The 16,592-nt window shown below is 63.7% G+C and carries 16 protein-coding genes and 1 pseudogene; 15 read left to right on the top strand and 2 right to left on the bottom strand.

The annotated features are described in order from the left end of the window. From sdhB to QCE88_RS33010, 3 genes and pseudogenes are all read left to right on the top strand, one after another. A pseudogene (gene sdhB, locus QCE88_RS33000) lies at window positions 1-103 on the top strand (succinate dehydrogenase iron-sulfur subunit); the annotation flags it as partial. 1 nt (window position 104) lies between these two features. Continuing rightward, on the top strand, window positions 105-401 hold the full coding sequence (locus QCE88_RS33005) for a succinate dehydrogenase assembly factor 2 (protein WP_309909542.1): 297 nt from the start codon (window positions 105-107) through the stop codon (window positions 399-401). Between the two features lie 177 nt (window positions 402-578). Then, window positions 579-1,880: a citrate synthase gene (locus tag QCE88_RS33010; RefSeq protein WP_309838909.1), complete on the top strand. Its 1,302-nt coding sequence runs from the start codon at window positions 579-581 to the stop codon at window positions 1,878-1,880. A 122-nt stretch (window positions 1,881-2,002) separates the two neighbouring features. Here QCE88_RS33010 and QCE88_RS33015 read toward each other — a convergent pair whose 3' ends face one another. Next, a complete protein-coding gene (locus QCE88_RS33015; protein WP_309838906.1) occupies window positions 2,003-2,323 on the bottom strand; it encodes a type II toxin-antitoxin system PemK/MazF family toxin in 321 nt (106 codons plus the stop codon). Continuing rightward, window positions 2,317-2,565 carry an AbrB/MazE/SpoVT family DNA-binding domain-containing protein gene (locus QCE88_RS33020; protein ID WP_309909543.1) on the bottom strand — a complete coding sequence of 83 codons (249 nt, stop codon included), beginning with the start codon at window positions 2,563-2,565 and terminating at the stop codon, window positions 2,317-2,319. The genes QCE88_RS33015 and QCE88_RS33020 overlap by 7 nt, the downstream gene beginning before the upstream one ends. A 335-nt stretch (window positions 2,566-2,900) precedes the next feature. Here QCE88_RS33020 and leuC point away from each other — a divergent pair, with 335 nt between their 5' ends. From leuC to folC, 12 genes are all read left to right on the top strand, one after another. After that, window positions 2,901-4,310 (top strand): 3-isopropylmalate dehydratase large subunit, encoded by a 1,410-nt coding sequence (gene leuC / locus QCE88_RS33025; protein WP_309909544.1) that lies wholly within the window; start codon window positions 2,901-2,903, stop codon window positions 4,308-4,310. 24 nt (window positions 4,311-4,334) lie between these two features. Then, window positions 4,335-4,985 carry a 3-isopropylmalate dehydratase small subunit gene (gene leuD / locus QCE88_RS33030; RefSeq protein ID WP_309909545.1) on the top strand — a complete coding sequence of 217 codons (651 nt, stop codon included), beginning with the start codon at window positions 4,335-4,337 and terminating at the stop codon, window positions 4,983-4,985. A 29-nt stretch (window positions 4,986-5,014) separates the two neighbouring features. Beyond that, a complete protein-coding gene (leuB, locus tag QCE88_RS33035; RefSeq protein ID WP_309909546.1) occupies window positions 5,015-6,082 on the top strand; it encodes a 3-isopropylmalate dehydrogenase in 1,068 nt (355 codons plus the stop codon). Window positions 6,083-6,479: 397 nt separating this feature from the next. Beyond that, window positions 6,480-7,601 (top strand): aspartate-semialdehyde dehydrogenase, encoded by a 1,122-nt coding sequence (gene asd, locus QCE88_RS33040; RefSeq protein WP_309909547.1) that lies wholly within the window; start codon window positions 6,480-6,482, stop codon window positions 7,599-7,601. 163 nt (window positions 7,602-7,764) lie between these two features. Beyond that, window positions 7,765-9,702, top strand: a complete 1,938-nt coding sequence (locus QCE88_RS33045; RefSeq protein ID WP_309909549.1) for a FimV/HubP family polar landmark protein — start codon at window positions 7,765-7,767, stop codon at window positions 9,700-9,702. A 1-nt stretch (window position 9,703) separates the two neighbouring features. Next, window positions 9,704-10,507, top strand: a complete 804-nt coding sequence (gene truA, locus QCE88_RS33050; RefSeq protein ID WP_309909551.1) for a tRNA pseudouridine(38-40) synthase TruA — start codon at window positions 9,704-9,706, stop codon at window positions 10,505-10,507. Beyond that, window positions 10,504-11,172, top strand: a complete 669-nt coding sequence (locus tag QCE88_RS33055; RefSeq protein ID WP_309909552.1) for a phosphoribosylanthranilate isomerase — start codon at window positions 10,504-10,506, stop codon at window positions 11,170-11,172. The genes truA and QCE88_RS33055 overlap by 4 nt, the downstream gene beginning before the upstream one ends. 46 nt (window positions 11,173-11,218) lie before the next feature. After that, entirely contained in the window at window positions 11,219-12,412 is a 1,194-nt protein-coding gene (gene trpB / locus QCE88_RS33060; RefSeq protein ID WP_309909553.1) for a tryptophan synthase subunit beta, read from the top strand. Window positions 12,413-12,423: 11 nt separating this feature from the next. Next, the gene (locus tag QCE88_RS33065) at window positions 12,424-13,287 is read left to right on the top strand and encodes a site-specific DNA-methyltransferase (protein ID WP_309909554.1); all 864 of its coding nucleotides are present in this window, start codon (window positions 12,424-12,426) and stop codon (window positions 13,285-13,287) included. 85 nt (window positions 13,288-13,372) lie between these two features. After that, window positions 13,373-14,170, top strand: coding sequence for a tryptophan synthase subunit alpha (gene trpA, locus QCE88_RS33070; protein WP_309909556.1), 798 nt, complete (start codon window positions 13,373-13,375; stop codon window positions 14,168-14,170). 73 nt (window positions 14,171-14,243) lie between these two features. Next, entirely contained in the window at window positions 14,244-15,116 is an 873-nt protein-coding gene (gene accD / locus QCE88_RS33075; RefSeq protein ID WP_309821132.1) for an acetyl-CoA carboxylase, carboxyltransferase subunit beta, read from the top strand. Between the two features lie 77 nt (window positions 15,117-15,193). Further along, entirely contained in the window at window positions 15,194-16,504 is a 1,311-nt protein-coding gene (gene folC / locus QCE88_RS33080; RefSeq protein ID WP_309909557.1) for a bifunctional tetrahydrofolate synthase/dihydrofolate synthase, read from the top strand. The last annotated feature ends 88 nt before the right edge of the window (window positions 16,505-16,592 follow it).

Genomic DNA, 16,592 nt, shown 5'->3' on the forward strand with positions numbered 1-16,592 from the left:
TTGCCACACGATCATGAATTGCGTCGACGTGTGCCCGAAGGGGCTCAACCCGACCAAGGCGATCGGCAAGATCAAGGAATTGATGGTGCGCCGGGCGGTCTGAGATGGGCAATGTGATGGTCGATACCCAAGACGATTCTCCGCATCAGTCCGACCCCCTGCGTCGCGCACGCCTTCGCTGGCGCGCGCGGCGCGGCCTGCTGGAAAACGATCTGATCTTCGATCGTTTCTTCAGCCGATATGAGCAAGACCTCAGTGATGCCGACGTGGCCGCATTGACCCGTCTGCTCGAGCTGAGCGACAACGAACTGATGGACCTGCTGCTGGCCCGTACGGAGCCGGAAGGCGACCTGGCAACGCCGGATGTGATCCGCTTGCTCGGCTTGCTGCGCACCGTGTGACTTCAGCAGGAATGCGCGGAGTTTTGCAAAATAGGCGGATGGTTGCGATTTGCAACGCATCGGCTGAAATGACAAGGCCGTACTGAGACCAACGGCCAACAGTACAGTTTTTGCCGCGCAGCTTCCATCGTGCAAATTATCGAAAACCTGTATCCATACTTCGATTGAGGATGTGCTATGACCCCGTCAGATGTTAAAGCCACGCTATCGTTCAGCGACAACTCGCCGAGCGTCGAAATGCCGATCTACAAGGGCACGATGGGCCCGGACGTGATCGACATCCGCAAGCTGTACGGTCAGACCGGCAAGTTCACGTATGACCCGGGCTTCATGTCGACGGCCGCGTGCAATTCCGCGATCACCTACATCGACGGCGACAAGGGCGAGCTGCTGTACCGCGGCTACCCGATCGAGCAGCTGGCCGTGAACGCCGACTTCCTCGAAACCTGCTACCTGCTGCTGAAGGGCGAACTGCCCAATGAAGCGCAAGCCAAGGAATTCGTGGACACGGTTACGCGTCACACGATGGTGCACGAGCAGATGCACTTCTTCTTCCGCGGCTTCCGCCGTGACGCACACCCGATGGCCGTGCTGACGGCAGCGGTGGGCGCGCTGTCGGCGTTCTATCACGACTCGCTGAACATCAACGACCCGCGTCACCGCGAAGTCTCCGCGATCCGTATGATCGCGAAGCTGCCGACGCTCGTCGCCATGGCCTACAAGTTCAGCGTTGGCCAGCCGTTCGTCTATCCGAAGAACGAGCTTTCGTACAGCGCGAACTTCATGTACATGATGTTCTCGAACCCGTGCGAGGAGTACAAGGTCAACGACGTGCTCGTGCGCGCCCTCGACCGCATCCTGATCCTGCACGCGGACCACGAGCAGAACGCTTCGACCTCCACCGTGCGTCTGGCGGGTTCGTCGGGCGCGAATCCGTTCGCGTGTATCGCGGCCGGTATCGCCTGCCTGTGGGGCCCGGCGCACGGCGGCGCCAACGAAGCCGCGCTGAACATGCTGGAAGAGATCGGCTCGGTCGACAACATTCCTGAGTTCATCAAGCAGGTGAAGGACAAGAACTCGGGCGTGAAGCTGATGGGCTTCGGTCACCGCGTGTACAAGAACTACGACCCGCGCGCCAAGCTGATGCGCGAGACCTGCCACGAAGTGCTGAACGAGCTCGGCCTGCATGACGACCCGCTCTTCAAGCTCGCGATGGAACTCGAAAAGATCGCGCTGGAAGACGAATACTTCGTGTCGCGCAAGCTGTACCCGAACGTCGACTTCTACTCGGGCATCGTGCAGCGCGCATTGGGCATCCCGACTTCGATGTTCACGTGCATCTTCGCCATGGCGCGTACGGTGGGCTGGATCGCGCAATGGAACGAAATGATTGCGGACTCCGAGCAGAAGATTGGCCGTCCGCGTCAGCTGTTCATCGGCCAGACGCCGCGCGAAGCAAAGCCGCTGTCGAAGCGTTAAGCCGCGTTCGTTTCGGAACGCTGCAAGCAAACCCCGGCGGGCAACCGCCGGGGTTTTTTATTGCGTGCGCGACAGGCATATGCCGAGCTACGCGTAGCGAAACACAGCGGAACAGCGCGCCGCTAGTCCGCAAACACTTCCTGCAACGCGCCCAGGGCGCTACCGAGCGTGCTCGGTTCAATGGATCCTTCCAGCTTGACCAGCCTTACCTTGTCCACGGTGCGGATCTGATCCAGCAGGATGAACCCCTGCTTGCGATTGAACGTGACCGGGATACGAAACGGCGCCGGCCTGCCCTTGGTGGTCATGGGCGCGACGATGGCCGTGCGCAAATGGTCGTGCAATTCAGGCGGCGAAACAACGACGCAGGGTCGCGTTTTCTGAATCTCACTGCCCAAGGTCGGGTCGAGCGCCGTCAGCCAGATGTCGCCGCGGGCTACCATTCCAGCTCCGAATCTTCGCCGTTGCCGAACTCGCCCATGATGAGCCGGTCGCCGCCGCTCTGCGAGATGGACTTGCTGGCTTCCGCCCAGCCGTGACGCGCCTTGCTGCGCGGACGACGCAAGACGATTGCGTCATTTTCAACTTCCATTTCAACCTCCTTCTCCAGGCCCAATTGGGCGAGAAACGGTTTCGGAATCAGAACGCCCTGGGAGTTGCCCATCTTCCGGATAGTGGTTTTCATGGAATCGCTCGTGATCAGAACAGGAAGCACGATGTTATAACTCCATAGGGTTGTGGTCAATACAATGTTGGTACGCGCGCCTGACCGAACGCTCCAGCACAGGCTACCGACCCGGCTTCGATGCCGCCATTCGGCCAAATGGCTGACCCCAACGAGAAACAAAACAGGCTGGTAGTGCTGATCCGGGTACTGGCACCACTAGCATAAAGCATTGTTTTTAATAGGTTTTTCCCTCAGCCTAGTACCCAGTGCGCGCGCGGAAGTGGCATAATCGATCAACAAGCCGTCGATGCACGACGGCACATTCCCCGCAGTCACATACGAAAGCGCTCACCATGGCACAGACTCTCTACGACAAACTGTGGAACACGCACGTGATCCACACGGAAGAGGACGGCACCTCGATCCTCTACATCGACCGTCATCTGCTGCACGAAGTGACGAGTCCGCAGGCCTTCGAAGGCCTCAAGCTCGAACAGCGCCCGGTATGGCGCATCAGCGCGAACCTGGCAGTGTCCGATCACAACGTCCCGACCACGGACCGCACGCAGGGCATCGCCGATCCGGTCTCGAAACTGCAGGTGGACACGCTCGACCAGAACTGCGATAGCTTCGGCATCACGCAGTTCAAGATGAACGACCTGCGTCAGGGCATCGTGCACATCATCGGGCCCGAGCAGGGCGCGACGCTGCCCGGCATGACCATTGTCTGCGGCGACTCGCACACCTCCACGCACGGCGCGTTCGGCGCCCTGGCGCATGGCATCGGCACGTCGGAAGTGGAGCATGTGCTCGCCACGCAAACGCTGCTGCAGAAGAAGAGCAAGAACATGCTCGTCAAGGTGGAAGGTCAGTTGCCGCGCGGCTGCACCGCGAAGGACATCGTGCTGGCCATCATCGGCAAGATCGGCACGGCGGGCGGCACGGGCTATGCCATCGAATTCGGCGGCGCCACCATCCGCGCGCTGTCGATGGAAGGCCGCATGACCGTCTGCAACATGGCCATCGAAGCGGGCGCGCGCGCCGGCATGGTCGCCGTGGACGACACCACCATCAGCTACCTGAAGGACCGGCCGTACTCGCCGCAGGGCGTCGAGTGGAACCATGCGGTCGAGTACTGGCGCCAGTTCAAGTCGGACCCGGATGCGCAGTTCGATCGCGTCGTCGAACTCAACGCCGCCGAGATCGTGCCGCAGGTAACGTGGGGCACGTCGCCGGAAATGGTGACGTCCATCGACGGCCGCGTGCCCGATCCCGAGAAGGAAAAGGATCCGGTCAAGCGCGACGCAATGGAACGCGCGCTGACCTACATGGCGCTGCAACCGAATACGCCGATCGAAGCGATCAGGCCGGACAAGATTTTCATCGGCTCATGCACCAACGCGCGCATCGAGGATCTGCGCGCCGCCGCCTATGTCGTGAAGTCGCTGGGCAAGCGCGTGGCGTCGAACATCCGTCTGGCGATGGTCGTGCCGGGCTCGGGACTCGTGAAGGCGCAGGCCGAGCGCGAGGGCCTGGACAAGATTTTCACGAACGCCGGTTTCGAATGGCGTGAACCGGGCTGCTCGATGTGCCTCGCGATGAACGCTGACCGGCTTGATGCCGGCGAGCGCTGCGCGTCGACGTCGAACCGCAACTTCGAAGGTCGTCAGGGCGCGGGCGGACGCACGCACCTCGTGAGTCCGGCCATGGCTGCCGCCGCGGCGATCGAAGGTCACTTCGTCGACGTGCGCAAGCTCGCTTAAACATTCCGAAAAGGTCCGAACGTCATGGAAAAATTCAATGTGCATAGCGGCCTTGTGGCGCCGCTCGATCGCGAGAACGTGGACACCGACGCGATCATCCCGAAGCAGTTTCTGAAGTCGATCAAGCGCACCGGCTTCGGCCCGAACGCGTTCGACGAATGGCGCTATCTCGATGTGGGCGAGCCCGGCCAGGACAACAGCAAGCGTCCGCTGAACCCCGACTTCGTGCTGAACCAGCCGCGCTATCAGGGCGCGTCCATTCTGCTGACGCGCAAGAATTTCGGCTGCGGCAGCTCGCGCGAGCACGCGCCGTGGGCGCTGGACCAGTACGGCTTCCGCGCGATCATCGCGCCGAGCTTCGCGGACATCTTCTATAACAACTGCTTCAAGAACGGCTTGCTGCCGGTTGCGCTGTCGGAGCAGGACGTGGACCGGCTGTTCAACGAAACCTACGCGTTCGTCGGGTTCAAGCTGACCATCGATCTCGAAGCGCAGGTCGTGCGCACCGGCGATGGCACCGAGTACAAGTTCGACGTGCCGGGCTTCCGCAAGTACTGTCTGCTGAACGGTTTCGACGATATCGGCCTGACGCTGCGTCACGCCGACAAGATTCGCCAGTACGAAGCCGAGCGCCTCGCGAAGCAGCCGTGGCTGAATCACCGGCTCGCCGGCTAAATCCATCACGATCAGGAAAGGAACATACGATGAAGATTGCAGTGCTGCCCGGCGACGGGATCGGTCCGGAAATCATGGCCGAAGCGGTCAAGGTGCTGAACGCGCTCGGCGAGAAGTTCGAACTGGAAGAGGCGCCGGTGGGCGGCGCGGGCTATGAAGCGCAGGGTCATCCGCTGCCCGAGTCGACGCTCAAGCTGGCGAAGGAAGCCGATGCCATCCTGTTCGGCGCAGTAGGCGACTGGAAGTACGACAAGCTCGAACGCGCGCTGCGTCCCGAGCAGGCCATCCTCGGCTTGCGCAAGCACTTGCAGCTGTTCGCGAACTTCCGTCCGGCCATCTGTTATGCGCAGCTGACGGGTGCGTCGTCGCTCAAGCCGGAGATCGTGTCGGGTCTGGACATCCTGATCGTGCGTGAACTGAACGGCGACATCTACTTCGGCGCGCCGCGCGGCGTGCGTCAGGCGCCGGATGGTCCGTTCGAAGGCGCGAAGGAGGGCTTCGACACGATGCGCTACTCGGAACCCGAAGTACGCCGCATCGCACACGTCGCTTTCCAGGCGGCGCAGAAGCGCCAGAAGAAGCTGACCAGCGTCGACAAGGCCAACGTGCTCGAAACCTCGCAGCTGTGGCGCGACACGATGATCGACGTGGCGAAGGAATACGCGGACGTCGAGCTGTCGCACATGTATGTCGACAACGCCGCGATGCAGCTCGTGAAGGCGCCGAAGGCGTTCGACGTGGTCGTGACCGGCAACATGTTCGGCGACATCCTGTCGGACGAAGCGGCGATGCTGACGGGCTCCATCGGCATGCTGCCGTCGGCTTCGCTCGACAAGAACAACAAGGGCTTGTACGAGCCGTCGCACGGTTCCGCGCCGGATATCGCGGGCAAGGGCGTCGCAAATCCGCTCGCGACGATCCTCTCGGCCGCGATGATGCTGCGTTATTCGCTCGGCAAGACGGACCAGGCTGCGCGCGTGGAAAACGCGGTGAAGAAGGTGCTGGAGCAGGGCTATCGCACGGGTGATATCGCCACGCCGGACGGCAAGATCGTCGGCACGAAGGAAATGGGCGATGCAGTGCTGAAGGCGCTGTAATACGCTGAAAAACGATCGGCCGTTAGGGTATGAACGCGGCCGATCGTCTCTTTTTGCCGCTGTTCACGCACGATCCACGCGAATTTTGGCCGAAAGCTCATTCGGGCCGACGAAAACGCCGCCTTATCGTGTATATTCTTTCGTCATGGCGAAGAACTCTCAATTCTCTCTGGTTTCCATCGGACACGGCGCACATGCCGTCGCCACGGAACTCGCCATTGGCACGCGTATCGACGCGATTCAAAGCGCGTCCGGGTTTTTCAAATCCACGCGCATGACGAAAATCTCCATCAAAGCGATCACGATTCGCTGATCGTCCCTCGTGTCCGAGCGTCTTCCCCGCGCGGCCACGCCGGGTAAAGATGCGGGGAAGCGTCCACTTCAAGGGTAGTGAGTCATGAACGTAGGTCTCGTTGGTTGGCGCGGCATGGTCGGCAGCGTCCTGATGCAACGCATGCAGCAGGAAGGCGATTTCGACTTGATCGAACCGGTGTTCTTCAGCACCAGCAATGCGGGCGGCAACGCGCCGTCGTTCGCCAAAAACGAGACGAAGCTCAAGGATGCAACGAGCATCGACGACCTGAAGAAGTGCGACGCCATCATCACGTGCCAGGGCGGCGACTACACCAACGAGGTGTATCCGAAGCTGCGCGCGGCAGGCTGGAAGGGCTACTGGATCGACGCGGCATCGGCGCTGCGCATGAAGGACGATGCAGTCATCATTCTCGATCCGGTCAATCTCGACGTCATCAAGGATTCGCTGGTCAAGGGCGGGCGTGATTTCGTCGGCGGCAACTGCACGGTCAGCCTGATGCTGATGGCGCTGGGCGGCCTGTTCCGCGAGAACCTCGTCGACTGGATGACGGCCATGACGTACCAGGCCGCATCGGGCGCGGGCGCGCAGAACATGCGCGAACTGCTCCAGCAGATGGGCGTGCTTTACGGCGCGGCGAAGGAAGATCTGGCGGACCCGGCCTCGGCCATTCTGGATATCGACCGCCGCGTGCTCGCCGCGATGAACGGCGAACGCATGCCCGTCGACAACTTCGGCGTGCCGCTCGCCGGCTCGCTGATTCCGTGGATCGACAAGGATCTCGGCAACGGCATGTCAAAGGAAGAGTGGAAGGGCGGCGCGGAAACCAACAAGATTCTCGGCAAGCCGGCGATGGGCCAGCCGGGCTCGATTCCCGTCGATGGCCTGTGCGTGCGCATCGGCGCGATGCGCTGCCATTCGCAGGCGCTCACCATCAAGCTCAACAAGGATGTGCCGCTTGACGAAGTAAACAGCATCCTGGCTTCGGCCAACGACTGGGTGAAGGTCGTGCCGAACGAGCGCGAAGCGTCGATGCGCGATCTGTCGCCTGCGGTCGTCACGGGTACGCTGACGGTGCCGGTCGGCCGCGTGCGCAAGCTGGCCATGGGCGGCGAGTATCTGTCGGCCTTCACGGTCGGCGACCAGTTGCTCTGGGGCGCCGCCGAACCGCTGCGCCGCATGCTGCGCATTCTGTTGGACAAGTAAAGTAAACTACGCGCCTGAAGCGTGTAGCTGAAAGAGAAAGGCGTCGCGTTTCACGCGGCGCCTTTTGTTTTTCGGCAGTCGCGCGCCGCATGGCGGCATAACCGTATTCGAGCGAACGGGCCGTGCCCGTTTCGCGTCAATCTCGCCGTACTCCGGAGCCTCAATGATCCAACGACCTCGCCGGTCTCTCGTTTCGACGTCGCGTGCAGCGTTGGCCGCGGTCAGCCTCACCGTTTGCGCGGTGTTCTGGGCGCATCCCGGCGACGCGCTCGCCCAGGCAAGCGATGCGGCCTCCGCCGCCGCGCCGGCCCAGGCGCCGGGTCAGACCTATGCGGTCAAGCCGGGGCAGTCGCTGAATGACATTGCCGGCGAACTCACGGGATCGAAGGATCGTGACGTCAAGGCCCGCGCGGCGCGCGCACTGTTTGACGCGAATCCAAGTTCGTTCGGTGGTCACGATATCAACAAGCTGAAGCTCGGCGCCGTGCTGAATGTGCCTGCCGATCTGAGCGGCGCGTCGGCGCCGGCAGCGGCATCGGCGCCGGCTTCAGCCCCGGTCGAGGTGGCCACTGCCGCTTCCGCGCTGGCGTCGGAAAGCGCGTCAGCCGTGGCGGCAAGCGCCGTACCCGCATCGTCTGTTGCTCCCGCCGCGAGCGCGCCGGCGGACGTCGCATCCGCGCCCACGCAGACGACCGAAACGGCCCCCGCGCCCGCCGTCACTGCCAGCGCACCCGCCAGCACCGCGCCTGCCAAAAGCGGCGGTATGTCGCCGATGCTGATCGGCCTTGTGATCGCGGTCATCGTCGTGCTGATGGTGGTGATGCGGATGCGGCGAGGCAAACAGCGCCAGGCCGATGCTCGCGCCGAGCGGGGACCCGAAGCAGGCCCGGCGGCCGGCGGCGTGTCCAGTGCCACGAGCGCGGCGGCTGCGGCTACGGCCGGCGGTGTTGCGCTTGCGCGTGCTGACGAGCCTGACGAGGAAAGCCAGCCTGAAATCGACGCGGCTGCGGCAAGTCTCGACCGCGCCGACGCACCGCAGACCCCCGCGGCACGCGCCGAATCCGACTTGCCCCCGACAACCGAAGCGCACTCTTCGATGTCGGCCCGCGCGAAGCCGGAAGCATCCGCCGAAACCGAAGCGTTCGCGCCCGTTGCGCCGGCCGCGCATCACCCCGATTTCGTTCCGCCGCTGCCCGGCACCCTGCCGAACGGCGAGGAAGCCGCCGATTCCGCAGCCAACGCGCGCGACGCCACGGCGCAGGAGGCGCAAGAGGCGCTGGAGCACGAACGCAGCGTGCGGGAAGCGGCTGCTCGCGAGGCCGAAATTCGCGAAGCCGAACTGCGCAAGATGACCGAGCGCGAAGCGCAGGCGCGCGAAGCGGCGGAGAAGGAAATCGTCGGGCGGGAAGCGGAACTTCGCGACCTGCAGGCCCGCACGGCCGACGAGCCGGCGCAAACGCCTGATCTCTCGCCTGGCGAAGAGCCTGTCCTCGCGCACAGTTTCCCGATGCCGAAGTTTCCGCAGGAGGCCATCCAGGCGCTCGATTCGCTCGACATGGCGTTGCCGCCGCGCATGGAGCTGAAGGCCGAGGCGGCGCCCGCTGCGCCGGTCGAACGCGCACCGACAGTGGCGCTCGAGCCGCCGCCGCGCGAAACACTTCCGGAGACGCCGCCGCTCACCGCGCGATCCGCGGGTGAACACGAGATCGACCCGACGCCGATCGAACAGGCGCCGTTCGTGCCGCAGCCGGTAGCGGACCCTCCGGCGCAGGCTTCGGAGCAGCCTTCCGTGGCGTCGCAGATCGAAGCGGGCACGGCGGGCGCGGCATCGGTGGCGGGGCTTGGCGCAACGGGCTTCGGGCCGCTGAGTCTCGATTTCGATCTGGGACCGTCGTCGAGCACGACCGAGCCGCTGCCCGCGCTCACGCCCGCGCAGCTTGCGACCATCGCGCGCAACAAGCTCGAACTGGCCGCCGAGTACATCGAGCTGGGGGATCTCCAGGGCGCGCGCACCTTGCTGCAGGAAGTGATCGAATCGAACGATTCCGCCACGCGCCAGCAGGCTGCCACGCTGCTTTCGACGCTCGCGCCGCACTCCTGAAATGCGCATTGCTTTAGGCATTCAGTACGACGGCTCGGCGTTTTGCGGCTGGCAGTCGCAGCCGCACGGCAAGACCGTGCAGAACGCGCTGGAGCGCGCGCTCGCGGAGTTCGCGCAGACGCCGCTGCCGACGGTCGTCGCCGGCCGCACGGATACCGGGGTTCACGGTCTGGGGCAAGTCGTGCACTTCGACACCGGGCTCGATCGCGCCGAGTTCTCGTGGGTTCGCGGCACCAACGCCTTTCTGCCGGAGACCGTGGCCGTGCAATGGGCCCGGTCGATGCCCGACGACTTCCATGCCCGTTTCGCGGCCTTCGAGCGCACCTACTACTACGTGCTCTACGTGAATCCGGTGCGCTCGCCAATGCTCTCGAGGCGCGCGGGCTGGGTCCACACGCCGCTCGATGTCGCCGCGATGCGCGACGCGGCCGCCTGCCTGATCGGCGAGCATGATTTTTCGTCGTTCCGCGCCGCCGATTGCCAGTCGAAGACGCCGGTCAAGCATCTGCATCAGATCGACGTGCGCGAACAGGGCGACTTCGTCCATTTCCGCTTTCGCGCCAATGCGTTCCTGCATCACATGGTGCGCAACCTGATGGGATGTTTCGTGGCGATCGGCCGGGGGCGTCATCCGGCGTCCTGGATGGCCGATGTGCTTGCCGCACGCGACCGGCGCATCGCCGCGCCCACTTTCATGCCGGACGGGCTGTATCTCGCCGAGGTCGGCTATCCTGAACACTTCGCGGTGCCGCCGCCGCACCTCGCCGCCATGCCCTGGAGCGCCGTCTGGGCCGAGTCGACATGAACGAAACCGATCTGCATCGAACCCGCGTCAAACTGTGCGGACTGTCGCGCGCCGAGGAGGTGCAGCACGCCGTGGCGCTGGGCGCGGACGCCGTCGGCTTCGTGTTTTATCCGCCCAGCCCGCGCTCGGTGAGCGTCGCGCAGGCGGCCGAACTGGCCCGGCATGTGCCGCCGCTCGTGACGGCAGTCGGTTTGTTCGTGAACGCGACGCCCGAATGGATCCGCGAAGTCACGTCGAACGTGCCGCTCTCGCTGCTTCAGTTCCACGGCGACGAAACCCCCGAGCAATGCGAGGAACTGGCGCAGATTGCGGGTTTGTCCTATTGGCGCGCACTGCGAATTGGGCCTGATGCGTCCCCAGGCCATTTGATAGAATCGTCCAAACAGTTCAAAGCCGCAGGCGGCCTTTTACTCGACGCCCTCGTCGAGGGCTTCGGCGGCGGTGGAAAGGCATTCGATTGGTCACTTATCCCAACAGATCTCGGGCATCAGGCCGTTTTGAGTGGTGGCTTGAACGCGCAAAACGTCCATGACGCCATTCGTCGTGTGCGCCCGTACGCGGTCGATGTCTCCAGCGGCATAGAAGTACCGGGCGCCAAGGGCGTGAAGGATCCCGCCCGAATGGCGGCATTCGTGCGCGCGGTGCGCGCAGCGGATGCTGGGTGAATCGAACGCGGAACGCACAGCCGTCCGCGTAACCGAGAGTGACACAATGTACAACTTGCCAGACGAAAGAGGCCATTTCGGCCAATATGGAGGCGTGTTCGTCTCCGAAACGCTCATCCACGCGCTCGATGAACTGCGCGTCGCGTATGAAGCGGCTCAACAAGATCCCGAATTCATCGCTGAATACGAATACGAGCTCAAGCACTACGTGGGCCGTCCGTCGCCCATTTATCATGCGCGGCGCTGGAGCGAGATGCTGGGTGGCGCGCAGCTTTATCTGAAGCGCGAAGATTTGAATCACACGGGCGCGCACAAGGTCAACAACGTGATCGGTCAGGCGTTGCTCGCCCGCAAGATGGGCAAGCCGCGCGTGATCGCGGAAACCGGCGCAGGCCAGCACGGCGTCGCAACGGCAACCATCGCGGCGCGTTTCGGCATGGAGTGCGTGGTCTACATGGGCTCGGAAGACGTGCGCCGGCAGGCCGCGAATGTTTATCGCATGAAGCTGCTCGGCGCGACGGTGGTGCCGGTGGAATCCGGCTCGAAGACGCTGAAGGACGCGCTCAACGAAGCCATGCGCGACTGGGTCACCAACGTGGAAAACACGTTCTACATCATCGGCACGGTGGCGGGTCCGCATCCGTATCCGATGATGGTGCGCGACTTCCAGCGCGTGATCGGCGACGAATGCCGCGTGCAGATGCCGGAAATGACCGGACGTCAGCCGGATGCGGTGATCGCATGCGTTGGCGGCGGATCGAATGCCATGGGCATCTTTTATCCGTACATCGAAGACAAGGACGTGCGGCTGATCGGCGTCGAAGCGGCCGGCGACGGCATCGACACCGGCCGTCACGCCGCCTCGCTGATCGGCGGCAGTCCGGGTGTGCTGCACGGCAATCGCACGTACCTGCTGCAGGACGGGGACGGACAGATCATCGAGACGCATTCGGTGTCAGCGGGTCTGGACTATCCGGGCGTGGGCCCCGAGCACGCGTGGCTGAAGGACGCCGGACGCGCCGAGTACGTCGGCATCACCGACGACGAAGCGATCAAGGCCTTCCACGACTGCTGCCGCATCGAGGGCATCATCCCCGCGCTCGAGTCGAGCCACGCGCTGGCGTATGGCGCCAAGCTCGCCCAGACGCTGCCGCGCGACAAGGTGCTGCTCGTCAATCTGTCGGGCCGGGGTGACAAGGACATGCACACGGTCGCCGAGCGATCGGGCATCCAGTTCTGAGCCCCCAATAGATGCGCACCGTCATCGACGAGCCCTTGTCCGCCGGCGCTCTCACCAGCGCCGGCAGCGATATTCGCAACCGTGACTTTCTGGCTGATGCCGAGCACATTCCCGATGCGTCGATCGATCTGATCGTCGCCGATCCGCCTTATGGCCTGGGCAAGGATTACGGGAACGACTCGGACATGCTGTCCGGCGAGGCCTTTCTGGAGTGGACGTATCGCTGGCTCGACCTGGCGATCCCGAAGCTGAAGCCCAGCGGCTCGCTGTACATCTTCTGCACGTGGCAATACTCGCCTGAACTTTTCGTGTTCCTGAAGCGGCGTTTGCTGATGATCAACGAGATCGTCTGGGACCGCCGCGTGCCGAGCATGGGAGGAACGACGCGTAAATTCACGTCAGTACATGACAACATCGGTTATTTCGCGGTATCGAAGGACTATTACTTCGATCTCGATCCGGTGCGCATCCCCTACGACGCAGAGACGAAAAAAGCGCGCTCGCGCAAGATCTTCGAAGGCAGCAAGTGGCTGGAGCTGGGCTACAACCCGAAAGATGTCTGGTCCGTGTCGCGGCTGCATCGGCAGCACGCGGAGCGGGTCGATCATCCGACGCAAAAGCCGCTGGAGATCGTCGAACGCATGGTGCTGGCAAGCTGCCCGCCGGGCGGCCGCGTGCTCGATCCGTTCATGGGCAGCGGCACGACGGCCGTGGCCTGTGCGCGCCATGGCCGTGCCTTCACCGGCTACGAGATCAACGCGGATTACTGTGCGATTGCGGAAAACCGGCTGGCGGAGGCTCGGAAGCCTCGCGTGCCGGAGACGCGTCGCCGAGCGCCCGTTATCATCGATGCCGCCACTGAGGCGGCCGAATAACGCCCGTAGCACGCTTTTTCGTCGCAGATCGCCTCCGATGTCTACGTGACGTCGGAGGTCAACGAATCCGACTTCGAGAATTCTCATGTCCCGTATCAAGAACACTTTTGCGGCACTGGCCGCGCAAGGCCGGAAGGGATTGATCCCGTTCATCACCGCCGGCGACCCGAACCCGGAACAAACGGTGGAGTTCATGCATGCGCTGGCCAAGGGCGGCGCGGACGTCATTGAACTCGGCGTGCCCTTTTCCGACCCGATGGCCGACGGCCCCGTCATCCAGCGTTCGTCGGAGCGAGCGCTGGCGCGCGGGGTCACGCTGAAGCGCGTACTCGCCGACGTGGCGCGCTTCCGCGAAACCAACGACACGACGCCCGTCGTGTTGATGGGCTATGCCAATCCGATCGAACGCATGGGCGCCGAGCACTTCGCGAAGGCCGCTCAGGAAGCCGGCGTGGACGGCGTGCTGGTGGTGGATTACCCGCCCGAGGAAGCTGCAGACTTCGGTCGAGCCATGACCGCGGCCGGCATCGATCCCATCTTCCTGCTTGCGCCCACGTCCACGGACGCGCGCGTGGCGGCGGTCGGCAAGATCGCGAGCGGCTATGTCTATTACGTCTCCCTCAAGGGCGTGACCGGCTCGGCAAATCTGGACGTTTCCAGCATCGCGAGTAAAATCCCGGCGATCAAGTCGCATGTGCCCCTGCCGATTGGCGTCGGTTTCGGCATTCGCGACGCGCAAACCGCCCGCGCCGTCGCCGAAGTCGCGGATGCCGTCGTGATCGGCAGCCGCCTCGTGCAACTGCTCGAGGAAGCCAAGCCGGACACCGCTGCCGCGTCGCTGACGAGTTTCATCGCGGAAATTCGTCAGGCGCTCGATGCCTGAGTAAAATACGCGCCGCCGCGGCCCGCCTGATTTCGGGCGCGCCGTGCGGCGACTGAATAGTCAAGGAAAAACGATGAGCTGGCTCGACAAACTGCTGCCGCCCAAGATCAAGCAAACCGATCCCAAAAGCCGCAAGGGCATTCCCGAAGGCTTGTGGGTGAAGTGCCCGTCGTGCGAGGCCGTGCTGTATCGCAACGACGTCGAGGCGAACCTGCATGTCTGCCCGAAGTGCAGCCATCACATGCGCATCGGCGCGCGCGAGCGGCTCGACCGCCTGCTCGATCCGGAAGGCCGCTATGAAATCGGCCAGGAAGTCGTGCCGGTCGACGCGCTCAAGTTCAAGGACAGCCGCAAGTACCCGGATCGCATCAAGGAAGCGATGGACGACACCGGCGAAACCGACGCCATGGTCGTCATGGGCGGCGCCATCCACACGATTCCGTGCGTGGTCGCCTGCTTCGAGTTCTCCTTCATGGGCGGCTCGATGGGCTCGGTGGTCGGCGAGCGCTTCGCTCGCGGCGCGCGTAACGCGCTTGAACAGAACGTGCCGTTCATCTGCTTCACGGCATCGGGCGGCGCCCGCATGCAGGAAAGCCTGCTTTCGCTGATGCAGATGGCCAAGACCACGGCGCTGCTGACCAAACTGGCTGACGCCAAGCTGCCGTTCATCTCCGTTCTGACCGATCCGACGATGGGCGGCGTGTCGGCGAGCTTCGCGTTCCTGGGCGACGTGGTCATCGCCGAGCCGAAGGCGCTGATCGGCTTTGCCGGTCCGCGCGTGATCGAGCAGACCGTGCGCGAGAAATTGCCGGAAGGCTTCCAGCGCGCCGAATTCCTGCTGACGAAGGGCGCGGTCGACATGATCGTGGACCGTCGCAAGCTGCGCGAGGAAATCGCCCAGTTGATGGCGCTGATGACGCGCCAGCCGGCCGACGCCGTCGCCTGAGCATGCCCCACGCAGCGCCGCGCCGCGCGTGAACCCTCAAGGTTCCGCGCGGCGTTTTTGCTTTCATCATTCCGAATATGAACACTTTTCCCTCCCTCGACGCCTGGCTCACCCATCTGGAAGCCGCGCATCCGGTCGGCATCGACATGGGGCTGACGCGCATCGGCCGGGTCAAGGACGCGCTTGGCCTGCGCTTCGACTGCCCGGTGATCACGGTCGGCGGCACGAACGGCAAGGGCTCGACCTGCGCCATCCTCGAAACGATCCTGCTGCGCGCGGGTTATCGCGTCGGTTGCCACACCTCGCCGCACCTGCTGACGTTCAACGAGCGGGCGCGCATTGACGGCGTCGACGCCAGCGACGCCGACCTGCTCGAACATTTCGAGGCCGTTGAGAAGGCACGCGCGAGCCTGCCGGAGCCGGTCTCGCTGACCTACTTCGAATTCACGACGCTGGCGATCCTGCATCTTTTCGCATCGCGCGGGCTCGATGCGGTGGTGCTCGAAGTCGGACTCGGCGGTCGTCTGGACGCGGTGAATATCGTCGATACGGATTGCGCGGTGATCACGAGCATCGACATCGACCATACGGACTTTCTCGGCGATACCCGCGAGAAGATCGGCTTCGAGAAGGCGGGCATCTTCCGCTCGGGCAAGCCCGCGATCTGCGGCGATCCGTCGCCGCCGCAAAGCCTGATCGATCACGCCGAAGCGGTGGGCGCGGATCTCTGGCTGGTCGGCCGCGATTTCCGCTACGAAGCGCAACCGGGCAATGAGCGTCAGCAATGGAGCTATCTCGGCCGCGAGCAGCGTCGTTCGGCGCTCGCGTATCCGGCACTGCGCGGCGCGAATCAGCTGATCAACACGTCGGCGGCGCTGGCAGCGCTGGAAGCCTTGCGCGGCCGCGTGCCGGTGTCGGCGCAGGACATCCGGCTCGGACTGGCCAACGTCGAACTGGCGGGCCGCTTCCAGGTGTTGCCCGGCAAGCCGCAAGTCATTCTCGACGTCGCGCACAATCCGCATGCAGCCGCAGTGCTGGCGCAAAATCTCGGCAACATGGGCTACTTTCCGTACACTTACGCGGTGTTCGGCGCCATGCGCGACAAAGACATCGAAGGCGTGCTGACGCATTTGAAAGGCGAGATCGATCACTGGAACGTGACCGCGCTGCCTACGTCGCGGGGCGCTTCGGCGGAGCAACTCGAAAGCGCGTTGCGCGACGCCGGTGTCAACGACGGACCCGACAGCAGCGTTTCCCGTTTTGAAAACCCTGCCGCCGCCTTTCAAGACGCGTTAAGCAGGGCCTCCGAAAATGATAGAATTTTGGTTTTCGGCAGTTTCTACACGGTGGCCGGCGTCATGGCCTACCGCAAGTCGCAACATCATTGAGCGGCATCACTGAGACGGGCGGCCGTCGGCGCTGATCGCACCATACGCAGGATCGGCACTCGCGGGCACCCGTCTGCACCAAGCGATA

The organism is Caballeronia sp. LZ035 (assembly GCF_031451175.1).
Lineage (GTDB): Bacteria > Pseudomonadota > Gammaproteobacteria > Burkholderiales > Burkholderiaceae > Caballeronia.